Origin of the sequence: Pseudoxanthomonas suwonensis, assembly GCF_000972865.1 — a bacterium.
In the GTDB taxonomy this organism is placed as follows: domain Bacteria; phylum Pseudomonadota; class Gammaproteobacteria; order Xanthomonadales; family Xanthomonadaceae; genus Pseudoxanthomonas; species Pseudoxanthomonas suwonensis_B.
The window spans coordinates 660,305-683,006 of record NZ_CP011144.1 but is presented as its reverse complement, the minus strand read 5'-3'; the positions used below and the strand labels follow the sequence as shown (position 1 = coordinate 683,006).

General features: G+C 68.0%; 20 protein-coding genes. 13 read left to right on the top strand and 7 right to left on the bottom strand.

The genetic code is table 11. The features are described 5' to 3' along the window. Positions 1–81 precede the first annotated feature (81 nt). From WQ53_RS02975 to WQ53_RS02935, 9 genes are all read left to right on the top strand, one after another. On the top strand, positions 82–873 hold the full coding sequence (locus WQ53_RS02975) for a DUF2092 domain-containing protein (protein WP_052630265.1): 792 nt from the start codon (positions 82–84) through the stop codon (positions 871–873). 1 nt (position 874) lies between these two features. Then, positions 875–1,369 carry a hypothetical protein gene (locus WQ53_RS17235; RefSeq protein ID WP_082112818.1) on the top strand — a complete coding sequence of 165 codons (495 nt, stop codon included), beginning with the start codon at positions 875–877 and terminating at the stop codon, positions 1,367–1,369. Between the two features lie 95 nt (positions 1,370–1,464). Continuing rightward, complete coding sequence (locus tag WQ53_RS02965; protein WP_158497804.1) at positions 1,465–2,535, top strand: HAD family hydrolase; 1,071 nt, start codon at positions 1,465–1,467, stop codon at positions 2,533–2,535. A gap of 89 nt (positions 2,536–2,624) precedes the next feature. Next, positions 2,625–3,182, top strand: a complete 558-nt coding sequence (locus WQ53_RS02960; protein WP_052630261.1) for a DUF4136 domain-containing protein — start codon at positions 2,625–2,627, stop codon at positions 3,180–3,182. Positions 3,183–3,485: 303 nt separating this feature from the next. Continuing rightward, entirely contained in the window at positions 3,486–4,652 is a 1,167-nt protein-coding gene (locus WQ53_RS02955) for a hypothetical protein (protein WP_052630259.1), read from the top strand. Positions 4,653–4,712: 60 nt separating this feature from the next. Continuing rightward, positions 4,713–5,981 carry an NAD(P)/FAD-dependent oxidoreductase gene (locus WQ53_RS02950; RefSeq protein WP_052630257.1) on the top strand — a complete coding sequence of 423 codons (1,269 nt, stop codon included), beginning with the start codon at positions 4,713–4,715 and terminating at the stop codon, positions 5,979–5,981. Positions 5,982–6,016: 35 nt separating this feature from the next. After that, positions 6,017–7,402, top strand: a complete 1,386-nt coding sequence (gene gorA / locus WQ53_RS02945) for a glutathione-disulfide reductase (protein ID WP_052630255.1) — start codon at positions 6,017–6,019, stop codon at positions 7,400–7,402. A 252-nt stretch (positions 7,403–7,654) separates the two neighbouring features. Beyond that, positions 7,655–8,431, top strand: a complete 777-nt coding sequence (gene hutG, locus WQ53_RS02940; RefSeq protein ID WP_052630253.1) for an N-formylglutamate deformylase — start codon at positions 7,655–7,657, stop codon at positions 8,429–8,431. A 227-nt stretch (positions 8,432–8,658) separates the two neighbouring features. After that, a complete protein-coding gene (locus WQ53_RS02935; RefSeq protein ID WP_052630252.1) occupies positions 8,659–9,705 on the top strand; it encodes a DMT family transporter in 1,047 nt (348 codons plus the stop codon). A gap of 278 nt (positions 9,706–9,983) precedes the next feature. Here the strand turns inward: WQ53_RS02935 and fusA are convergent, their stop codons facing one another. Beyond that, the gene (gene fusA, locus WQ53_RS02930) at positions 9,984–12,044 is read right to left on the bottom strand and encodes an elongation factor G (protein WP_052630251.1); all 2,061 of its coding nucleotides are present in this window, start codon (positions 12,042–12,044) and stop codon (positions 9,984–9,986) included. A gap of 380 nt (positions 12,045–12,424) precedes the next feature. Between fusA and WQ53_RS02925 the strand changes: the two genes are divergently transcribed. The 3 genes from WQ53_RS02925 (at position 12,425) to WQ53_RS02915 (ending at position 16,677) form a co-directional block, all read left to right on the top strand. Continuing rightward, the gene (locus WQ53_RS02925) at positions 12,425–12,859 is read left to right on the top strand and encodes an OsmC family protein (protein WP_052630248.1); all 435 of its coding nucleotides are present in this window, start codon (positions 12,425–12,427) and stop codon (positions 12,857–12,859) included. A 396-nt stretch (positions 12,860–13,255) separates the two neighbouring features. Beyond that, positions 13,256–14,977 carry an amidohydrolase gene (locus WQ53_RS02920; protein WP_052630247.1) on the top strand — a complete coding sequence of 574 codons (1,722 nt, stop codon included), beginning with the start codon at positions 13,256–13,258 and terminating at the stop codon, positions 14,975–14,977. A 407-nt stretch (positions 14,978–15,384) separates the two neighbouring features. Beyond that, positions 15,385–16,677: an adenylosuccinate synthase gene (locus WQ53_RS02915; RefSeq protein WP_052630245.1), complete on the top strand. Its 1,293-nt coding sequence runs from the start codon at positions 15,385–15,387 to the stop codon at positions 16,675–16,677. Positions 16,678–16,796: 119 nt separating this feature from the next. Here the strand turns inward: WQ53_RS02915 and WQ53_RS16165 are convergent, their stop codons facing one another. From WQ53_RS16165 to WQ53_RS02885, 6 genes are all read right to left on the bottom strand, one after another. Beyond that, positions 16,797–17,357: a TIR domain-containing protein gene (locus WQ53_RS16165; protein WP_082112816.1), complete on the bottom strand. Its 561-nt coding sequence runs from the start codon at positions 17,355–17,357 to the stop codon at positions 16,797–16,799. Positions 17,358–17,489: 132 nt separating this feature from the next. Further along, positions 17,490–18,329: a macro domain-containing protein gene (locus tag WQ53_RS02905; RefSeq protein ID WP_052630241.1), complete on the bottom strand. Its 840-nt coding sequence runs from the start codon at positions 18,327–18,329 to the stop codon at positions 17,490–17,492. A 41-nt stretch (positions 18,330–18,370) separates the two neighbouring features. Next, entirely contained in the window at positions 18,371–20,218 is a 1,848-nt protein-coding gene (locus WQ53_RS02900; RefSeq protein WP_052630239.1) for a DUF2075 domain-containing protein, read from the bottom strand. Positions 20,219–20,247: 29 nt separating this feature from the next. Then, the gene (locus WQ53_RS02895) at positions 20,248–20,598 is read right to left on the bottom strand and encodes a nucleotide pyrophosphohydrolase (protein ID WP_052633894.1); all 351 of its coding nucleotides are present in this window, start codon (positions 20,596–20,598) and stop codon (positions 20,248–20,250) included. A 346-nt stretch (positions 20,599–20,944) separates the two neighbouring features. Continuing rightward, positions 20,945–21,622 (bottom strand): hypothetical protein, encoded by a 678-nt coding sequence (locus WQ53_RS02890; RefSeq protein WP_052633892.1) that lies wholly within the window; start codon positions 21,620–21,622, stop codon positions 20,945–20,947. 159 nt (positions 21,623–21,781) lie between these two features. Then, positions 21,782–22,051 (bottom strand): hypothetical protein, encoded by a 270-nt coding sequence (locus tag WQ53_RS02885; RefSeq protein WP_052630236.1) that lies wholly within the window; start codon positions 22,049–22,051, stop codon positions 21,782–21,784. A gap of 149 nt (positions 22,052–22,200) precedes the next feature. Here WQ53_RS02885 and WQ53_RS02880 point away from each other — a divergent pair, with 149 nt between their 5' ends. Beyond that, positions 22,201–22,509, top strand: a complete 309-nt coding sequence (locus WQ53_RS02880; RefSeq protein ID WP_052630234.1) for a hypothetical protein — start codon at positions 22,201–22,203, stop codon at positions 22,507–22,509. The last annotated feature ends 193 nt before the right edge of the window (positions 22,510–22,702 follow it).

The window sequence follows — 22,702 nt, the reverse complement described above, 5'->3', positions numbered from 1 at the left end:
GGTGCCCGCACCCGGGCGCGGGCATCAGGGCATACCCGCGAACGCGCCATCCGCGTTCGCCCCTATCGGGAGATCATGGCTATGCGCAAGCAAGAACAGTTCATGGGACTGCTGGGTCTTGGCGTCATGCTGGCACTGGCGTCGCCGGCGGCGTTCGCCACCGGATCTGCTCCGGCGGGCTCCCCGGTGGTGGACCCGGCCGCGATCGCCGCGTTGGAGAAGATGGGCGCGACGCTGCGGGCGCTGCCGCAATTCAGCCTGCGATCCGATGCAAGCATCGAGCTCGTGCTCGACGACGGCCAGAAGATCCAGCTGGACCAGCCCATCCGTTACCGGGTCAAGCAGCCAGACAAACTGCGGATCGACCTGGAGCGCGCCGATTTCGATCGCCAGGTGATGTTCGACGGCAGCCAGATGACCATCTGGGCGCCGGGAAAGAAGTTCTACGCGACTGCGCCCATCAAGGCCGGGTCCTTGGCCGGACTGCTGGCCAATGCCTCGGACAAGTTCGACATCCAGCTTCCGTTGACCGACCTGTTTCTGTGGGGTACCGATGCCGCGCCCGTGTCGGCGATCACCTCGGCCCTGCGCGTGGGAAGCGGAACCGTCGACGGCGACAAGGTCGAGCAGTACGCACTGCGCCAGGAGGGCGTCGACTGGCAGGTCTGGATATCCAGCGCCTCGTCGCTTCCGCGCAGGCTGGTCATCGTCAGCCGGGACGATCCGGCCCTGCCGGAGTTCAGGGCCGAGCTGCACTGGGATACGAAAAGCCCGATCGACGGCAGGGTGTTCTCGTTCGTCCCGCCCGCCGACGCCAGCAGGATCGTGATCGCGCCGATGGGCCTGACCATGATCGAAACCGAGGAAAAATGACATGCGAACCCTGTTCAGATCGGTGCTGGTCCCAGCCGTCGCCGCCGCCGTAGCGCTGGCGCCCCTGATTCTTTGCCTGTCCGACGCGGAAGCCGCGCGGCGCGGGGAGGGCGGCGGCATCCGCGCCACGGCGAGCGGAAACGTCAACCGCGCGGCCGCCCGGCCGCACACCGCAGCCGCGAACCGCGGTACCAACACCAACGTCAACCGGAACGTGAACATCGATCGCGACGTGGACATCGATGTCGACGTGCATGGCCACGGCTGCTGCCACCACGACTACTGGGACGACCACCCGATCGCCACCGCAGCCGCGGTGACCACGGCAGTGGCGGTGACCTCGGCGGTGATCGGTTCGATCGTCTATTCGGTTCCGCCGGATTGCGTGACGGTGGTCGTCAACGGCATCGCCTACCAGCAGTGCGGTTCGACCTGGTACCAGCCGCAGTACGCCGGGACGACAGTCCAGTACATCGTGGTCAATCCACCGCGCTGACGGCCCATCGGCTGGCCTTTATGGCCAGGGCCGCCACCGCACCGGCGGCGTGAGCGGGCCGTCGGGCGTTCATGGCGAATAGAGGAGGCATGAACATGAAGATGCGGATACTGGACCCATGGTGCCAGGCAGGGTGGCGCGTGCTGCTGGCCTGTGTGCTGCTGTCGTCGGCGGTGGCATGCCGCCAACAGGCCGAAGCCCCGTCCGCTCCGGGAGCGCCCGCACCGGCGGCCGCCGACGGTGCCGCCGCGCTGATCGCCGATCCGCTGCCGTCATGGCGCGAGGGACCCAACAAGAAGGCGATCATCGACTACGTGACGGCGGCGACTACCGAGGGCGGGCCGGGCCACGTGCCGTCCGAGGCCCGCTTCGCCATCTTCGACAACGATGGCACGCTCTGGGCCGAACAACCGATCGTGCAGCTCGAGTTCGTGGGTACCCGCGTGGCCGAGATCGCGGAGCGGAAACCGGAGGTGGCCGCCGATCCGGCGGTGAAGGCGCTGCTGGCCAAGGATCTGGCGTTCTTCAAGGGCAAGGATGGCGAGAAGCATGCAATGGAACTGCTGGCCTTGGTTTCCAGCGGGATGTCGCCCATGGCCTACGAGAAGGAGGTCGAGGCGTTCTTCGCCAATGCCCGGCACCCGACGCTCGGCGTACCCTACCGGCAGACGACCTACCAGCCGATGATCGAGCTGCTGCAGTACCTGCGCGCCAACGGATTCCAGACCTGGATCGGGAGCGGCGGTGGCATCGACTTCATGCGTGCCATTTCCGGTCCGTTCTACGGCATCCCGCCCGAACAGGTGATCGGTTCGAGCGGCAGCTACGACGTCGCGCTCGGCAACGGCCAGGTCGACGTGTCCAAGTCGGTGGCGACCGCGAGGGTGAACGACCACGAGGGCAAGGTCGCGGGCCTCCTGCTCCATGCCGGGAAGGTGCCGGTGTTCGTGGCCGGCAACGTGCGTAGCGGTGGCGACATTGCCCAACTCGCGTATTCGCAGGCCTCTCCCCATCCGTCGTTCCAGCTGCTGATCAACCACGACGATGGCGAGCGCGAGTTCGCCTACGACGAAGAGAACGGTGCTTCGCTCGCCGCGGCCAGAGCGGGCCAATGGCATGTCGTCAGCATCAAGGACGACTGGGAGCGGGTGTTCGCGGACCCCTGACCGGCCCGGCGCGCGCAGGACCGGCGGCCGCCCGGCGCGCGTTCCAGACAGCGATGAATAGGCCAGCCCTACGACATGGAGAAATCACGATGAAACGTTCAATTCTTGCCGCGTTCGCGTTGGTTGCCGTGGCCGCCTGTTCCAGCACGCCGACGGTGCATACCGATTCCGATCCGCAGGCCAGCTTCGGCAGCTATCGGACCTATACCTGGCTTGCGAAGCCGGAAGGCGTTTCGCCGCTGGTCGCCCAGCGGATCGTGGACGGCGTCGACGCGCGGCTGCGCGCCCAGGGCTGGACCCAGGCCGCGGATGCCGACGTCGCCGTGGCCGCGCACGTGACCACGCAGCAGAAGCAGACCCTGGACACCTTGTATTCCGGCCCGATGTACGGTGGCTGGGGATGGGCGCGCCCGGGCTTGTACGGCGGCATGGGCGTGGGCATGGGCAGTGCCACCACGACGGTTCACAACTACACCGTCGGCACGCTGATAGTGGATCTGTTCGATGCGAAGACCAAGCAGGCGATCTGGCGTGGAACCGCCAGCGATACCGCGTCGAGCTCGCCGGACAAGGTCAACGCGGCGGTGGATGCCGGCATCGCCAAGATGTTCGAGGGATTTCCGCCGGGCCGCGCACCGGCGAACTGACTCCCACGTCGGCCTGCGGGTCGCGAGATCAGTGCATGGCGGCGGTGCCGGAGGGTTCCAGCAGGAATGTCGCGGGCAGGGTTGCCCGCGACACCCCCGCGTACCTTCGGCAAGGGCGCCGTCGCGTCTAAAAGCCGGCGACGGCGATGGCGTGCGCTGGGACAGCCGCCGTTTCGTCCGATGCGTGTACGTGACACCATCGGCAGGGCGAAAGTGCATGCGGGCCGGGGGCGAGAGTGGGTCGGCCGACGTGCGGCGCCGGGCCGTGGCATAAGCGGGCCTGCACGACAGGAGCCAGGACCAATGATCACCGACGACTTCTCCCTGATGCGCGGTGGCCCCACCTACCGCGCGGTCCATGCCGTCGGCCGCTGGCTGCCGGGCGTGCGCCTGTCGTGGCTGCTGGCCGCGGTGCTGTGCACGATCGCGTTCGTGCCGCTGGCCGTGCTGTCCTGGCGCGACGGCACGCTGCTGCCGGGCAGCGTCGCCATGCCGCTGCTGGCGGACTGGTTCCTGATCTTCCGCTTCCTGCTGGCGCTGCCGCTGCTGGTGCTGGCCGCGGCAGGCGCCGACGCCCGGCTGCGCGCGGCCATGCGCCAGTTCGGCCGCTCCGGCCTGGTCCCGGCGCGGGTGCGGCCGCGCTTCGAGCGGATCCTGCAGGGCGCGCGCCGCGCCCGCGATTCCTGGTTCCCGGAACTGGCGTGCCTGCTGCTGGCGATCCTCCCCGTCATCGGCCGGCCACTGGCCCCGGAACTGGTCGGGGCCGCCTACGGCGCCAGCGGGGACTGGCAGTTCGCCGGCGGCGGGCACACCGCGGCCGGGCTGTGGGCCGAGCAGGTCGCCGCGCCGCTGTTCCGCTTCGTGCTGCTGCTGTGGCTGTGGCGGTTCGTGCTCTGGTCCTGGCTGCTGTGGCGCTTCTCGCGCATCCACCTGGCGCTGTGCGCGGCGCACCCGGACCAGGCCGGCGGGCTGGCGTTCCTGGGCCAGGCGCAGACCCGCTTCGTGTTCCTGGCCGCCGCCTGCGGCCTGGTGGTCAGCGGCTACTGCATCAATCTGCTGCTGTACTCCGGCGAGACCCTGTTCGGGTTGCGCTACCTGATCGTCGGCTATGCGGCCGGGGCGACCCTGGCGCTGCTGGCGCCGCTGCTGCCGATGGCCGCGCCGCTGGCGCGGGCCAAGCGCCACGCGCTGTTCAAGTACGGCCTGCTCGGGCAGCGGGTGGCGCGCGACTTCGACCGCCTGTGGCGACGCGGCGGCAGCGAGTCGATGCTCGACAGCCCCAGCCCGTCGGCGCTGGCCGACTACGGCGGCGGGCCCTACGCCAACGTCGCGGCGATGCACCTGGTGCCGGTCACGCGGCGCAACCTGCTGAGCCTGGCCTTCGCCGCGACCGCGCCGTTCGTGCCGATGTTCTTCTTCGCCATGTCGATGGACGAACTGGCCAAGCGCCTGTTCTCGATCCTGATGTAACCATCCCGATGCCACCGGGAGCGCCGTCGGGAACGGGCGGACGCGGTTAAACTCGCCGGCGTGAATCCCCCCACAGACGACGTCCTCATCCTCGGCGGCGGCGCCATCGGCCTGGCCACCGCGCTGGCCCTGCTCGAATCCGGGCGCGGCGTGCGCCTGCTCGAAGCCGCCACCGTCGGCGGCGCCACCTCGCACGGCAACTGCGGCACGATCACGCCCAGCCACGCCCCGCCGCTGGCCGCCCCTGGCGTGCCGCTGCGCGCGCTGCGCTGGATGTTCACCCCCGACGCGCCGCTGTACCTCAAGCCGCGCTTCGATCCGGCGCTGTGGCTGTGGCTGGCGCGCTTCACCGCCCGCTGCAACACGCGCGCCTGGATGGTCAGCGCGGCGGCGCGGGCGGCGCTGCTGGACGACTCGCGGGCGCGGCTGGTGGACTGGATCGGCCGCTACGGGCTGGACTGCGAGTTCGGCGAGACCGGGCTGGACTACGTGTTCCGCGACCGCCGCAACTTCGAGTACTACGCCACCGAGTGCGCCCCGCTCAACGCGATGGGCATCGCCACCGAGGTGATCGACGGCGCGCAGTACCTGCGCCAGGAGCCGTCGCTGCGCGAGGGCGTGGTCGGCGCGGTGCGCTTCCCCGACGACGCCCACCTGCGCCCGGACCGCTACGTGGCCGAGCTGGCGCGCGTGGTACGCGAGCGTGGCGGGGTGATCGAGGAGGGCTGCCGGGTCGAATCCATCCAGCCGGACGCCGACGGCGTGCGCGTGCGGATCGCCGGCCGGGAAGGCGGGCGCGGCGAGCGCCGCGGCCGCGACGCGGTGGTGGCGATGGCGGCATGGACCCCGGAGTTCATCCGCCCGCTGGGCCTGCGCCTGCCGATCCAGCCGGGCAAGGGCTACTCGATCACCTATCCGCGGCCGGCGCTGGCGCCGCGGCGGCCGATCGTGCTCAAGGACCGCTCGGTCTGCGTCACCGCCTGGGGCAGCGGTTTCCGCCTGGGCAGCACGATGGAGTTCTCCGGCCATGACGACACGCTCAACGAGCTGCGGCTGTCGGCGCTGGAGCGCGCCGCGCGCGAGTACCTGCGCGAGCCGCCGGACACCGCCAGCGTGCAGGAGAAGTGGTACGGCTGGCGGCCGATGACCTGGGACGACCTGCCGGCGCTGGGGCGCTCGCCGAAGCATCCTCACGTCTGGTTGGCGGCCGGCCACGGCATGCTGGGCATCAGCATGAGCCCGGCCAGCGGCCAGCTCATGGCCGACCTGATGACCGGCCGCGCGCCGGTCATCGACCCGACCCCCTACCGGGTGGAGCGCTTCCAGTAGGGCTTGCCGGCGGGGCTTTCAGACAGGAGCCGCACATGGGCCAGGACCGCAGCACGGAACGCACGCCGCAGGCCGAGTTCGACCTGGTGGTGCTCGGCGGCGGCTCGGCCGGCCTGGCCGGCGCGTTCCGCGCCGCCGCGCACGGCGCGCGGGTGGCGCTGCTGGAGCCGGACGAGTTCGGCGGCACCTGCGTCAACCTGGGCTGCGTGCCGAAGAAGGCGATGTGGCTGGCGGCCGAGCTGTCCACCAGGATCGCGCTGGCTGCCGACCTGGGCTTCGAGGTGACGCCGCCGTCGCTGGACTGGAAGGCGCTGGTCGCCCACCGCCAGCGCTACATCGGCAACATCCACGCCAGCTACCGGCGCCGGCTGGACGAGGCCGGGGTGGTGTGGATGCCGTGCCGCGGCCGCCTGCTCGACGCGAACACGGTGCTGGCCGACAGCGGCGTGCGGCTGAAGGCCGGCCGCGTACTGCTGGCCACCGGCGGGCGGCCGCTGCGGCCGGACATTCGCGGCGCGGAACTAGGTGGCGTGTCCGACGACTTCTTCCACCTGTGCGAGGCGCCGCCGCGGGTGGCGATCATCGGTGGCGGCTACGTCGCCGTGGAGCTGGCCGGGGTGCTGCAGGCACTGGGCAGCCGGGTCGACCTGTTCGTGCGCGGCCCGCGCCTGCTGCGGGAGATGGACGCCGAAGTCGTCGCCCAGCTGCAGGAGGATATGCGCGGCCACGGCGTGCGCATCCATCTGCAAGCCTCGGTGCATGCGCTCGAAAGCGAGGACGAGCGGGTGCGCGTGCTGCACAAGTCGATCGACAACTGCGCGCCGGAAGCCTTCGACACCGTGTTGTTCGCCACCGGCCGCCGCCCCAACAGCGACGGCCTGGGTCTGGAGGCGGTGGGCGTGGCCATCGGCGATGACGGCGAGATCGTGGTCGACGACTACGAGGACACCTCGGTCGACGGCATCCACGCCGTCGGCGACGTCACCGGCAAGCTGGCGCTCACCCCGGTCGCCATCGCCGCCGCGCGGCGGCTGATGGACCGCGTGTTCGGCGGCCAGGCCGGGGCGAAGCTGGATTACGACAACGTGGCCACCGTGGTGTTCTCGCATCCGGCGCTGGCCACGGTCGGGCTGAGCGAGGAGCGTGCCCGCGAGCAGTACGGCGAGGCGGTGACCGTCTACGCCACCGGCTTCCGGCCGATGCTCACCGCCCTGGCCGACTCGCCGCAGCGCAGCCTGTTCAAGCTGGTGTGCGTGGGCGAGGAGGAGCGGGTGGTCGGCATCCATCTGCTGGGCGAGAGCGCCGACGAAATCCTGCAGGGCTTCGCAGTGGCGCTGAAGCTGGGCGTGACCAAGCGCCAGCTGGAGGACACGGTGGCCATCCACCCGACCTCGGCCGAGGAAGTGGTGCTGATGCGCTGAGACGGAAACCGCAGCCGTGGAGTCCACACGAGTCGTCATTCCCGCGCAGGCGGGAACCCAGTGACTCGGCCTTGGCCTTGAAGCGCAGGCAGATAGTTATTCCCGCGCAGGTGGGAAGCGCTTTACAGCAGCCGAAAGGCTGATCATCCAGTGACTTCATCACAGCATCGAGGCTGGAAGCCAAGTCACTGGGTCCCCGCCTGCGCGGGGACGACGGATGGGGGATTTCCCCACGCGGCGTACAATCCGCGCATGGACACTTATCGCCTCCACCAGGGCACTGCGCCGCTGCTGGTCAGCCTGCCGCACGACGGCACCGGCTTGCCCGACGACATGGCCCCGCGCCTGACCGACGCCGCACGCAGCCTGCCGGACACCGACTGGCATGTCTCGCGCCTGTACGACTTCGCCCGCGAACTCGGCGCCTCGATCCTGGTGCCGCGCTGGTCGCGCTACGTGGTCGACCTCAACCGGCCGCCGGACGACATCTCGCTGTATCCCGGCCAGAACACCACCGGCCTGTGCCCGGTGGTGCAGTTCAGCGGCGAGCCGGTGTACCACGAGGGCGCCGGGCCCGATGCGGCGGAGATCGCCGCGCGCGTGGATAGCTACTGGCGTCCCTACCACGACACCCTCGACGCCGAACTGGCGCGGATCCGCGGTGAGCACGGCCGCGCGGTGCTGTGGGAAGGCCATTCGATCCGCGGCACGCTGCCGTTCCTGTTCGACGGCGCGCTGCCGGACCTGAACCTGGGCACCGCCGCCGGGGCCAGTTGCACTCCGGCGCTGCAGCAGCGGCTGGCCGAGGTGCTGGCCGGGCAGGGCGACTACACGCAGGTGGTCAACGGCCGCTTCAAGGGCGGCTACATCACCCGCCACTACGGCGATCCGGAGATCGGCGTGGAGGCGGTGCAGCTGGAGATCGCGCAGCGTGCCTACATGGACGAGGACAGCTTCGAGTACCTGCCTGAGCGGGCGGAGAAGCTGCAGGTCGTGATCCGCAGGCTGCTGGAGGCCGCGCTGGCGTGAGCGGCGGCAAGCGCGACGAGGACGTGTCCGGGCAGTTGGGCGACCCGGCCACGGAGATGGCCAGCGCCGCGCTGGATCCCGAAGCCACTGCTTCCTGTGGCAGCCCATTGGTGGGCGACACGGGCGTCGGGCGGGCCGATGAAGTCGCCCGTGCCGGAGACATCGGGTCGTCGATGAATCGGTCCCTGCAGGATCACGCCCCGGCTCTTGGTGCAGGCCCACCATCCATGGACGATCCGGCGGCCGGAAACCAGGCACAGTCGCCTGTGCCGACAGGGCGTGTCGCCGGCCGGAGCCCGGCTCCTGCAGATGCAGGTGGCAGCGGGGCAGTGCATGCCACGCCTGCACGCGGTGATGCGGCACGCGCCGCCTCCGCGGACCGGCGCCTATATCTGGCCGGCATCCTCCTCGCCGCCGGCGGCGCGATCCTGTTCTCGGGCAAGGCGATCATCGTCAAGCTCGGTTTCCGCTTCGGCGCCGACGCGGTCACCCTGCTGGCGCTGCGCATGCTGGTCGCGTTCCCGCTGTTCCTGCTGATGGGCTGGTGGGCCGCGCGCCGCGCCGTGCGTCCGCTCACCGGCGGCGAGCGCTGGCGCATCGCCGGGCTCGGCTTCCTCGGCTACTACCTGGCCAGCTTCCTGGACTTCGCCGGGCTGGCCTACATCAGTGCCACCCTGGAACGGCTGATCCTCTACCTCACCCCGACCCTGGTGCTGCTGATCGGCTGGGCCGCGTTCGGCCGCCGGCCCGGCCGCGTGCAGTGGATCGCGCTTGCGGTGAGCTACCTCGGCGTGGCGCTGGCGTTCGGCCACGACCTGCAGGCGGGCGACAAGGGCATCCTCATCGGCGGCGCGCTGGTGTTCGGCAGCGCACTGGCCTACGCGCTGTACCTGGTCGGCAGCGGCGAACTGGTGGCCAGGGTCGGCGCGGTGCGGCTGACCGCCTACGCCAGCAGCGTGGCCAGCGTGCTGTGCATCGGCCAGTTCCTGCTGCTGCGGCCGCTGTCGGCGCTGGCGCTGCCGCGCGAGGTGTACTGGCTGTCGCTGCTCAACGGCACCCTGTGCACGGTGGCGCCAGTGCTGATGGTGATGCTGGGCATCGCCCGGATCGGCTCGGGGCCGGCGGCGCAGATCGGCATGCTCGGCCCGGTGTCGACCATCGTGCTGAGCATGCTGGTGCTGGGGGAGCCGATGGGGCCGTGGCAGGTGGCCGGCACGGGGCTGGTGCTGGGTGGCGTGCTGCTGGTGTCGCGCGCGCAGGTGGCGCGTCCCTGACCACCGCCGTTCTCTTGTAGGAGCCGGGTTTAGCCGGCGACACGCCACCTCGGCACAGGCGACGCCATCGTATTCCCGACGCTCGTGTCGCCGGCTAAACCCGGCTCCTACAAAGGCCGCGGCGCGCCCGCTCTTCTGTAGGAGCTGACTTCAGTCGGCGACACGGGCGTTGGTACGATGAGGGAATTGCCCGTGCCGAAGCCGCCATGTCGCCGGCCGGCGCCCGGCTCCTGCACCCAGGAGAGGCACCCGGCGCGCGGCGCCGGATGCGTGATCCCTCAATCCTCCTCGTGCCTCGGCTTGTACGCCTCCACCAGCTTCTGCTGCACCGGCGGCGGCACCGGTTCGTAGTGGCTGAAGTCGAGCGAATAGCGGCCCTTGCCGGCGGTCAGCGACTTCAGTTCCGCGGCGAAGCCGTCCAGCTCCGACATCGGCACCTGCGCCCTGACCACGGTCTCGCCGCGCACGCTGTCGGTGCCGGTGATGCGCGCCCGCCGCGCCGCCAGGCTGCCGGTGACGTCGCCCAGCTGCGCCTCCGGCGCGCCCACTTCCAGGTCGACGATCGGCTCCAGCACCTGCGGCCTGGCCTTGGCAATCGCATCCAGGAACGCCTTGCGCCCGGCGGTGACGAACGCGATCTCCTTGCTGTCCACCGAATGGTGCTTGCCGTCGTACACGATCACCCGCACATCCTGCAGCGCGTGGCCGGAGACCGCGCCGGTCTGCAGCACCTGGCGCACCCCTTTCTCCACCGCCGGCATGAACTGACCGGGGATGGTGCCGCCCTTGACCTCGTCCACGAACTCGAAACCGGCCCCGCGCGGCAGCGGCTCGATCCGCAGGAACACTTCGCCGAACTGGCCGGCGCCGCCGGTCTGCTTCTTGTGCCGGTGATGGCCCTCGGCCTTGGACGACACCGTCTCGCGGTAGGCGATGCGCGGCGGCCGGGTGGCCACGTCCACCCCGAAGCGCTCCTTCAGCCGCTCCAGCATCACCCGCAGGTGCAGCTCCGACAGGCCGCGGATCACCGTCTCGTTGAGCTCGATGTTGTGCTCGACCAGGAACGCCGGGTCTTCCTCGGCCAGCTTCTGCAGCGCCAGCGACAGCTTCTGTTCCTGGCCGCGGCTGGCCGCCTGCACCGCCAGGCCGAACATCGGCTTGGGGAACTCGGTCGGCGCCAGGCGCACGCTGTCCTCGTCGTGGCTGTCGTGCAGCATCGCGTCGAAGTGCAGGTCGTCGATCTTGGCCACCGCGGCGATGTCGCCGGGGATGGCCTCGTCGATCTCCGCATGCTCCTTGCCGCGCAGCTTGAACAGGTGGCCGACCTTGAACGACTTGCGCCCCTCGTCGACGAACAGCTGGGTGTCGCGGCGCACCGTGCCCTGGAACACGCGGAACACGCCGAGCTTGCCGACGAAGGGATCGTTGACGATCTTGAACACGTCGGCGATGACATGGCCCTGCGCGTCGGCCTGCACCGTGAGCGGCTCGTCGCCCTGGCCGTTGCGCTTGAGCAGCGGCGGCGGGTTGGCCTCGGTCGGGTCCGGGAACAGCCGCTCGGCGATCCGCAACAGCTCGGGCACGCCCACGCCGCTGCGCGCGGAGACGAAGCACACCGGCACCAGGTGACCCTCGCGCAGCGCCTTCTCGAAGGCGTCGTGCAGTTCCTGCGGCGACAATCCGGCCTCGCCGCTCTCCAGGTAGTGCTCCATCGCGCCTTCGTCCACCTCCACCACCTGGTCGATGATGCGCTGGTGCCACTCGGCCACCGGGCCCAGGTCCGACTCGCCCTGGGGGTTGGCGAAGCAGTCGACCACGCGCCGGCCCCAGTCCGCGGGCAGGTTCAGCGGCAGCACCTCGGGGCCGAAGGCCTCGCGCAGTTGCTCCATCACCCGCACGCAGTCGGCGTGCTCGTGGTCGATCTTGTTGACGACGATGGCCCGGCACAGGCCGCGCTCGCGCGCCCGTTCCATCAGCCGCAGGGTGCCGTGCTCCACGCCGGTGTCGGCGTCGACCACGATCGCCGCGGTCTCCACCGCCGCCAGTGCGGATAGGGCGGGGCCGCGGAATTCCGGGTAGCCGGGGGTGTCGATGAAGTTGAGGTGGTAGCTGCGGTCGCCGTCGGGCGCGTGGTCGATGCTGGCGATGGCGATGTCCATCGAGTGGCCGCGCGCTTTTTCCATCGGATCGAAGTCCGATACCGTGGTGCCGCGTTCGATCGTGCCTGCCGTGGTCAGGGCGCCGCCGGCATGCAGCAGGGCTTCGAACAAGGTTGTTTTGCCGGCGCCGGGGTGGCCTGCGAGGGCCACGTTGCGGATGTCATGGGTTGCGTAGGGCATGAGGCCGTTCCTCCCAGGATTGGGGGTTGAAGGGCCGTCATGGCTGTCCGGGCCGGGAGCCATCCCGATGAGGCAGCCCGGGGCGTGGAACCCGGCGGGCGGTCATGGCGGACGCACACCTTAGCGCGTCCGCCGTTGACGGGACGTTGCGGCGCACAACCGCGTGGCGTGGGGCGGCGCCTGTGCCGCCGGCGTCGCTTCTCTTGTAGGAGCGGGCATGACCGCGACCCGACGCCGTCGGCACAGGTGACGCCCTCGCGATCCCGACGCCCGTGTCGCGGTCATGCCCGCTCCTACAACGGCGTGGTTTGGCAGGCAACGGCCCGCTAACGCTTGCGCCTATAGGCTGGCGCTCCCTCCACCCGACCAAGGAACCTCCGATGGGCATCTCCCGCACCGCCACCGCGCACTGGGAAGGCGACCTCAAGACCGGCAAGGGCACCCTCAACACCCCGCAGAGCGGCCTGCTTGCCGACACCCGCTACGGCTTCAACAGCCGCTTCGGCGACGAGAAGGGCACCAACCCGGAGGAGCTGATCGCCGCCGCGCACGCCGGCTGCTTCAGCATGGCGTTCTCGGCCAAGCTGGGCGAGGCCGGGTTCACCCCGACCTCGATCGACACCCGTGCCGAGGTCGACCTGTCGCTGGAAGGCGGCCCGACCCTGTCGCACATCCGCCTGAAGCTCAAGGCGGTGATCCCCGGCATCGACGAGACCCAGTTCCGCGCGATCGCCGACGACGCCAAGCAGAACTGCCCGGTGTCCAAGGCCCTGTCGGCCGTACCGATCTCGCTGGAAGCCGAACTGGCCAGCTGACCGCCCTTGTAGGAGCCCAGCTTGCTGGCGACACGGGCGTCGCAACGACGAAGGAGTCGCCTGAGCGAGAGGTGGGAAAGCCGCGGGCAAGCCACGGCTTCCGCACCAAGCCACCAGTGGTTCTCCTTGTAGGAGCTGACTTCAGTCGGCGACACGACGACGTCGGAACCACGACGTCGTCGCCTGTACCGACGTCGTCGCGTCGCCGGCTGAACCCGGCTCCTACAAACAGCCCAGGCGTCGCTGCGATCCCGTCTTGCGATGCCCCAGGCGTCGGGATCATGAGGGCGTCGCCTGCATCGACGCGCCACTCCACCAGCAAGCACATCCCCCTGCGCCATTGCCCCCACGCGCATGCCCCGGCATAGTCGGTCGCTTTCCTTTCCGGAGAAACCGATGCGCCTGCGTGCCCCGATTGCCCCGTTCGCGTTGCTCCTGGCCGGCGCCTGCGCCGCCGCGACCGCACAGGCCCAGGAAGAGGGCGGGGCACCGGCCGCCGCGCCGGACAGCATCACCGTGCTCACCGCCGCACGCATCCACACCGAAGACCGCGCCCGCCCGCAGGTCACCGCCATCGCCTGGGACGGGCAGGGCCGCATCCTCGCCACCGGCGCGGCCAGGGACCTGCGCCGGCAGTTCCCCGGTGCGCGCCACGTCGATGCCGGCAAGGCCACCGTCGTCCCCGGCCTGATCGACGCCCACGCCCACCTGATGGAGCTGGGTTACGCGCTGATGCAGGCCGATCTCACCGGCGCCGCCAGCAAGGACGAGATCATCGAGCGCCTGCGCGCGTTTGCCGCCACCGCGCCGGCCGATGCCTGGATTGGCGGCTGGGGCTGGGACCAGAACCGCTGGCCCGAGCAGCAGTTCCCGACCGCCGCCGACCTCGACGCCGCCTTCCCCGACCGCCCGGTCTGGCTGGTGCGCATCGACGGCCACGCCGGCTGGGGCAACAGCGCCGCGCTGCGCGCCGCCGAGGCGCTGGCCGGCGCGCGTCCGCTGGCCGGCGACTGGCAACCCGACGGCGGCCGCATCGTCCGCGACGGCGCGCAGGCCACCGGCGTGTTCGTCGACGCCGCCATGCGCCTGGTCGAGCGCGCCATTCCCGCACCGACCGCGGCCTACCGCGAGGAAGCGCTCAAGCGCGCCCTCGACGCGGCGGTGAGCAACGGCCTCACCGGCGTGCATGACATGGGTGTGTCCCGGGCGGACCTGGCGCTGATGCGCCGCTTCGCCGACGAAGGCCGCCTGCCGCTGCGCATCGACGCCTACGCCGACGGCAACCGCGAGGCGCTGGCCGACCTGTGCGAGCACGGCCTCTACCGCCACCCCGGCGGCCGCCTGCAGATGGAGGGCGTGAAGCTGTACATCGACGGCGCCCTGGGCAGCCGCGGCGCCGCGCTGCTGGCCGACTACAGCGACGAGCCCGGCAACCGCGGCCTGCTGGTCACCGACCCGACCGCGTTCGCCGCCGCCGTGTACAAGGCGCGCGACTGCGGCGTGCAGGTCGCCAGCCATGCCATCGGCGACCGCGGCAACCGGCTGGTGCTGGACACCTACGAACAGGCCCTGGCCGGCGCCGGCGTGCGCCCCGACCACCGCTGGCGGGTGGAGCACGCGCAGGTGGTCGCGACCGAAGACATCCCGCGCTTTGCCCAACTGCGCCTGGTCGCCTCGATGCAGCCGACCCACGCCACCTCGGACATGCCCTGGGCCGGCGACCGCCTCGGCCCCGACCGCCTGGACGGCGCCTACGCCTGGCGCCGCTTCCTCGACCTGGGCGTGCCGCTGGCGCTGGGCTCGGATTTCCCGGTCGAGCAGGTCGACCCGCGCTTGGGCCTGTTCGCCGCGGTGAACCGCACCGACCGCGACGGCCACCCGCCCGGCGGCTGGCTGCCGGGGCAAAAGCTGACCGCCGCCGAGGCCCTGCGCGGCTTCACCGCCACCGCCGCCTGGGCCGGCCACGACGAGGCCCAGGTCGGCCGCCTGGCCCCCGGCCTGCGCGCCGATTTCGTGGTGCTGGACCGCGACCCGCTGGCCATCCCCGCCGCCGAGCTGGACGACCTGCAGGTCCGCAGCACCTGGGTCGACGGCCAGCCGATCTACACCGCCGAGTGAAGCCGCGGCCGGGCGCCGTGGGCCCCGCCGACGCCATCACCCTTCGGCCGCCCTTCGCGTTTCCTGTGTAGGAGCCGGGTTCAGCCGGCGACACGGGCGTCGAAACCATGGGGGAGTCGCCTGTACCGACCTGGCGTGTCGCCGGCTGAACCCGGCTCCTACATGGGCCACCCACAACGGCCGCCGACCGGCGGCCCGCTGTCGGGTGGCCCCCTTCGCCCAAAACCCGGATAATCCGCCAAAGCCGGTCGGGCCCGCTTCCCACGAAGCACACCCGCCCGGCTTTTTCCGTGTCAGGCACCCGCGTTGCCCCGGCCGCCCCGATGGCGGCCAACCCCGGGCAGGGCAGGCGCCCGCCACGGTCCATCCCGCGGCCCCGATGGCCGCCAGATAAAGGAGTCACGGCCATGGGCCAGTCAGTCGTCGTCATCGGCGCCCAGTGGGGCGATGAAGGCAAGGGCAAGATCGTCGACCTGCTCACCGAGGAAATCGGCGCGGTCGTCCGCTTCCAGGGCGGCCACAACGCCGGCCACACCCTGGTCATCAACGGCAAGAAGACCGTCCTGCACCTGATCCCGTCCGGCATCCTGCGCGAGGACGCGCTGTGCCTGATCGGCAACGGCGTGGTCATCTCGCCCGCGGCCCTGATCAAGGAGATCGGCGAGCTGGAAACGGCCGGCGTGGAAGTGCGCAGCCGCCTGAAGATCAGCCCGGCCGCCCCGCTGATCATGCCGTACCACATCGCCCTGGATCAGGCCCGCGAGAAGGCCGCCGGCAAGGATGCCATCGGCACCACCGGCCGCGGCATCGGCCCGGCCTACGAGGACAAGGTCGCCCGCCGCGGCATCCGCATCGCCGACCTGCACTATCCCGACCAGCTGGCCGAGAAGCTGCGCAGCGCGCTGGACTACCACAACTTCGTGCTGACCAAGTACCTGGGCGTGGACGCGGTCGACTACCAGCAGACCCTGGACGAGGCCCTGGCCTTCGGCGAGTACGTGCAGCCGATGAAGTCCGACGTGGCCGGCATCTGCCACGACCTGCGCAAGCAGGGCAAGCGCATCCTGTTCGAGGGCGCGCAGGGCGCGCTGCTGGACATCGACCACGGCACCTACCCGTACGTCACCAGCTCCAACACCACCGTCGGCGGCGCGCTGGCCGGCACCGGCGTGGGCGCCGACGCGATCGACTACGTTCTGGGCATCGCCAAGGCCTATGCCACCCGCGTCGGCGGCGGCCCGTTCCCGACCGAGCTGGACGACGAGATCGGCCAGGGCCTGCGCGACCGCGGCGCCGAGTACGGCGCCTCCACCGGCCGCCCGCGCCGCTGCGGCTGGATGGACATCGTCGCCCTCAAGCGCGCGGTGGCCATCAACGGCATCTCCGGCCTGTGCATCACCAAGCTCGACGTGCTCGACGGCATGGAGAAGCTGAAGATGTGCATCGCCTACGAGTACCGCGGCAAGCGCACCGAGTACGCCCCGCTGGACGCCCAGGGCTGGGAAGAGATCACGCCGGTGTACCTGGAGTTCCCCGGCTGGAGCGAGAACACCCACGGCATCACCGTGTGGGACGAGCTGCCGCCGGCGGCGCGTGCGTACCTGCGCGCGCTGGAGGAGCTGGCGGGGTGCCCGATCAGCATCGTCTCGACTGGACCGGACCGGGATCACACGATGGTGTTGCGGGATCCGTTTGCTTAACTTCGGCGACAGCCGAAGAACAGAAAGCCCCGCGAAAGCGGGGCTTTTATTTTGGGCCTGAAGGGAGATTTCACCGTTTACTTCAGCAGATGGCGAAAGCGATCCAGTTGAGTCGAAGCTCAGGGATTTATGAGTCCCCAGCGAACCTGGGTTTCACGGTTGTAAAAACCGTAACCATCTGTCGGATAGGTCGTATTGGAAACGCCAAACTGTTCGATCGCATCAAGTACGGCTGGAAGCCTGAAGGGTATGTGGATTACGCGGGCCTTTCCGCTGGTGATGCGTGATGCAAGAGCGGGAGGCCAGTAGTTGGCGAGTTCCGCCGGGGCAAGTATTGATGTGTAGTTCGGGTAGACGGCAATGATCGGCATCTGGCATGTATCCACGGCATGAGCTATCTCGAAAGCAACCCAGTCGGTGTCATTCTTTGTGGTCGCCGTTAGGATTAGGACCATGTGCTTGGACTTGTTGAGCCGCGTGACAAGTGCCCGGCGCAAAGTTTCCTTCGTGGATGTGTCTCGGACCGCGGACGTCTTCTCATGGCTGTTAATTAAGTTGAATTCTATGTTCTTGTTCTCGCTCCACATCTTTAATGTGTTGTAGTACTTAATATCTGAGGCAGTGGGGTCAGTCGTGCCGCCTGCATGAAAGGCAACGTACGTGCCATTACGGTAGTTCATGAATTCCTCCCGCGAGGTCGTGATCTATCTTAAGTGGGCTAGTCGCCTGCGGCGCTGATGCGAGGATCAAGGAGTCTCGCTACCCTTTCACAAGTTGTGAGGGCTCTTTGCAGGAGATGGCGGAGTGCAGTGCTAAACCCCATTCTTTACCGACGCGATATCCAAGAGATTGATCTGGTCGATCTTGCTCTCGTGAATGACGATTGTGAGCCTTGCTGGATATTTGAACCGCATCTCACTAATCCTGAAAGTCCATAGCATGATTTTCAGTAGGTCCTCGTCACTGATCGTCTTATGGCCTTTAATCCGGGTAATTCCTGAGCCGAAAATAGTTGTTGATACGCTCTTCTGGGCATAGACCTTGTTCACCTTATCCCAAAAATTAATGAGGAACTCTAGGTATTCAGGCATCGTCAGGTTGGCTTGATTCTTTGCGTCAAATCGGGCAAAGGCGGTAAGGAGGAAATCGCCATAAACACAGGTCGTACCGAGCCGGTAACGTGTGATCTTTCCTTTGTGTCGCGTGACTTCGGTCTCGATGACGTCTCTATCGTCAAACAAGTAGCTTGCGATGTATGCGTCTAGGTTTTCGACTGATTCCTTCAATTCATGTTCGATAAACTTTCCGTTTAACGAGGTCCTACTAATGATGATGTCGTCAACCTGAGTATCGAAATACTCGTTGAATGCGATCGCCTTCAATCCGTTCTGTTTGAATATGTCGCCGGTAGTTATTTTTACGGTACTCCCTTCGATTTCGATGCTAATTTCTCGGAGGGAGTTAGCATGGAGCCAAGTTGCAATATGGATCAGGACAAGCGTGCATAGGAAGGCTAGGCCCGCGAGTATTTTGCAGTTGGGTGGGATGTCTACGAATAAGAGCACTGCTGATAAGGATGTCGATGCGCCCGCAATGAATTTCACGGATTTCTTGATGACATTTCTGTCTAGAATCTTGACCTTTAAGTTCATGGGATTAATATATAAGTCGGGTTTGCAATGGGGATTGATGGTTAGGTGCGGGTCTTGTGGGTGCTTGCGGTATGGATATAGCAGCCCTTCAGCCCCCGGCTCATCAGCGTCTTGTACGTATTCCGCACGATCAGATCCAGCCGTTCGCGCGTGGCATCCGGGTTTTCCTCCAGCAGAGTCTTGTATCCCCGCACTGACCGGTCCATCCGCGACCGTGACTCGGGGAACACCATCGGCTTGCCGTCGACCCACCGCAGGTCCGGCCCGATGATCACCCCCACGTAATCCAGCTCCAGCCCCTGGCAGGTATGGATACACCCGACCTGCTCGACCGAATCCGGCGCGACGATCCACAGGCTGCCGTCCTTGTCCAGGTTCCACTGCGCCCTGTAGCCGAACTCGGGAATCTCGATGTCCCAGGCCTTCGGGTTCTTCTTGCTCTTCCAGTCCCAGCAGTAGCCGGCGACAACGCGGGCCTTGTTGTTCAGCCTGTTCTTCTCGCGGATCAAATCGTGCAATTCGACCGGGGAGTCGACGATGCGGAAGTCGAAGCTGTCGCGGTCCAAGTCGGTGTTGGCGGATTCGCGGATGCCGAGGAAGTTGTCCAGCCAGGCGATGTAGCCGTCCGAGCCGGCGCAGCGGAACTGCGAGGCCAGCTCAAGCCGGGTCACCTCCGCGCCGGCAGCGTGTGCCCAGCGCTCCAGTTCCTCGGTGCGGCCGATGTCGGCCAGGGTCACGATCTGATTGTCGTCGGCGAAGAAGACGGTGCAGCGGGCGCTTCGGATCAGTTCCATGATCTGGTTCTGGCCGAGGTTGCCGTACAGGCCGCTCTTCTCGTTGAGGCGGTGGGCCTCGTCCACGACCAAGGTGTCGAACACATTGGGCTGGGCTTCGTGGAAGCCGCCTGAGCCTGCAAAGAGGTTGCCGATCTCGACCTTGCGAAGGTGACCGGCCAGCTTCTGCGCGTAGACCGCACGCGGCGCCGCGTTCTTGGAGGCGTATTTGGTGACCTGGCCACGCTTGGTCAGCTCTACCAGCAGGTTCACTGCCAACACCGATTTGCCGGTGCCCGGGCCGCCCTTGACAATCACCACTTGCTTGCGGGCGTCACTGGCTTGCGCGGCCTTGGCCAGGCAGGTCTCGTAGACGACCTTCTGGTCGTCCACCAGCACGAACTCCTCGTTGCCCTTGAGCATCTTCGCCAGGCTGTCGGCCAGCATCTTCGACGGGCGGATGCGGCCGTTCTCGATCTCGTAGAGCAGGGCACCGTTGTCGCCCTTGCGGACGTGCTGGCGGATGAAGGCGCGCAGCTTCTCCAGTTCGTCGGTGCCGTCGAGGAAGACTGGGGCCTTGTCCAGATAGGCGGCGTAATGCGCGTTGCGGATGACGCCGTCGTCCTTGTAGTTGTGCAGGTAGGCGCAGGGCCGCAGTTCGGTGCCGGACTCGTACACCGCCTCGTTGAACCCGTTGAGCAGTGCGGCGTAGGACCAGGCCTGGTAGCTGGGGTGCGGGCCTTCGATCTCGGCCCTGCCGCCGCGGTTGGCGACGATGATCCCGTCCTTCTCGCTGATGCGGGAGTTGGACCACTGCTTGAGTTCGACGATGACTACGTGCGGGGTGTCGTCCTCGGCCTTGCCCGAGAGGATGAAGTCGATCCGCTTGGCGGTCTGCGGGATGCCGAATTCCACGCCGACGCCGATGTTGTCCGGGATGTCGCCATCGCGCAGCACCCGGGCCATGGCCGCCAACGAGGCGCGCCAGGATTTGAACTCGCCATGGGAGGCGTAGCGCCCGACCTTCTGGACGAAGGCGCGTTGGACCACGTCCTCGATCTGGTCATGGTCGCTGTCGTGCAGAAACTTGGATTTGGTCGCCTGGTAAACGATCACGCCAGCCTTTCCCCCTTCCGCTCGCTGTCTCAGAGTTCGGTGTACTTCCTGCTGCTGCCCCGGGCCTTATCGGCCGGGTATTTGGCCGCGTTGATAGCCAGCTTCTCCCTCGCGGCCGCCAGCGGGTCGATACCCAGCTTGTCGGACAACTGCAGGAGATAGAGCAGGACATCGGCGATCTCATGTCCCACCTTGAGCCGCTGCTCCTCAGTGAGCTGCCGGCTCTGCTCGTCGGTCAGCCACTGGAAGTGCTCCAGCACCTCGGCGGCCTCGATGGACAGTGAAGCGGCCAGGTTCTTCGGCGTATGGAACTGCCCCCAGTCCCGTTCCTCCGCGAACCGGCGCAAGGCGATCTGCAGTTCCTCGATCTCGCGGCTCACGCGCTCTGTCTCCCCTGCGACTGTGACGCCGATCAAGTATAGGCGAGGCGGGGCATGGCGGCTCCGCGCTTTCTGGAGTGCCCGTGGCTCGGGTAGCCTTGGCCGGTAACCGGGGATCCGGGTGGGGGGAGTCGATGGCGACCGGCAAGCGTGTGTTCCGTACCGAGGCCAGCTACGCATTTGAGCGCGAGGCGCGTGATGCGGTGGCACCTTTCCTGCGCAATCGCGGGTTCGTGGTCACCAACTGCAGACGAAACTGGAGCGGGTCAAAGTGGCGGCAGGAAAGTCCTGATAGCAACCGAGCTGCACTCCCTCGCATACCAAACGCAATACGCCGACGCGCCCTTCAGTGGCGGGCGGGCCGTGCGCGTCTTCCATTGTCGCGTTGCGTAGTCGCGCGACTTTGCGCGAACTCCGGGAAGGTCTCCGCTATCGGCGCCGCGTCCGGCAAGATGTAGAACACCCCGCCACGCTCGAACGTCGGACGGATCACCTGCTCGTAGAACTCGGGCGAGACGTTGATGCAGCCATGAGTGACGCGGTTGTCGTCCGGCGAAGGCGATGCAAGGCGTTCGGCGCGTCTCTCGGCCGGGACGCCAGCGGTAGGGTGGAGGGAGACCGCGGAATCGTAGTCCACCCACAGCACGCGCCCAGCGTCGATTGACGGACCGTAACCACCCACAAAGCGACCCGCAGGCGTCGTGCGATCCCGGCCCGGAATCTCGCGAAGCGCGAGACCGGCGATGCCGGGGGCCGTGTGATCGCCGACCGCCGAGCCAAAGAGCCCGGGTGCCGCGCCGCGAAGCCGGCCGTCGCCGCCGAACACCAGGATCTGTGCGGCGGCCTTGTCCATGACCGCGAACGGATAGCCTTGGCTGTCATTGGCTGCGACAACCCAGCCTGCGAGCTCGATCACCGTGTCGGACACATCCTGGCCTGGCGGAAGCTGGTCGACGGCGGCGACCGGTTGTGCGGCGGCATCCTCGGCGCTGGCCACGCTGAAGCTCGCGAACGCCAGCGCCAACACCAGCGCACCATAAGCGGCCCGGATCGCAGGGAGTGTGTACGTACGGATGGGACGGTTCCTTGGAACGAAGATTGGGTGAAGAGTAGGGAGACCGGCGGCCAGCAAAGGCCACCGGGTCCCGGTTCAGGCCGTTCGTCGCGAACTGTGCGAGAAGGACTAGCCGCGCGGCGCGCGGCGCGGCTGCGCTTCAAGCTGCTGGACGCGGCTTTCGATTTGATCCAGCCGTTGGTTGGCCTGCTGCGCGGACCGGTTGGCGGATTCGGCGCTCTGGGCTGCGCCCTGCACCCTGGTGTCGAGTTGATCGAGGCGTGAGTTGATCCTTGCAAAATCGTCGTCATACGTGGCGCAGGCGGCAAGGCCCAGGGTGACGACGATCGCCACGCCGAGCGTACGCGCCATCGTCAGATGTTGCTTGGTCGGAAACATGGCAACTCCTCCTTCGTCTGGGGTCTCGGCAATATAGAAGCCTTTTTGCCGGAGCCATGACCCGCCTTCAGCTGACATTGTAATACGTAGATGGATTGTGAAGATGTGGCTGCAACCACAGGTGTCCACGCCAGCTCAGGGGCGATCCCATGCATCTGGTCCAGCTGTTCCTCCCGCTCCACGACAATGCCGGGGCCGCTTTCGCCAAGGCGCTCTACGACGCCGTCCGCGGTGAGCTCACCGAGCGCTTCGGCGGCGTCACCGCCTTCCTCCCTTCGCCGGCCGTCGGCGCGTGGGAGGACGATCGCGGCGGCGTGCAGCGCGACGAGGTCGTGCTGTTCGAGGTCATGGTCGAGCATGTCGACCACGGCTGGTGGGCGGCCTACCGCCAAGACCTGCAACGGCGTTTCGGCCAGGACGAGGTGCTGATCCGTGCGAGCCCGGTGGAGCGGCTGTAGCGCGGCGGCGCCCGAGTCAGGGCGGGTTCGTAAAGCGGCTTTTCACGCGGGAACGCGCGTGAGGTAACGCGCTGTCTGCGAGCGTGGCCGGGCGCGCACATCGCCGCGCCCACCAGGAGCCGCCATGGCAATCGACAAGGGGACTCGCACCGGCCAGAAGGGTGCCGCTCCCGAACAACGGCACGGCCGGACC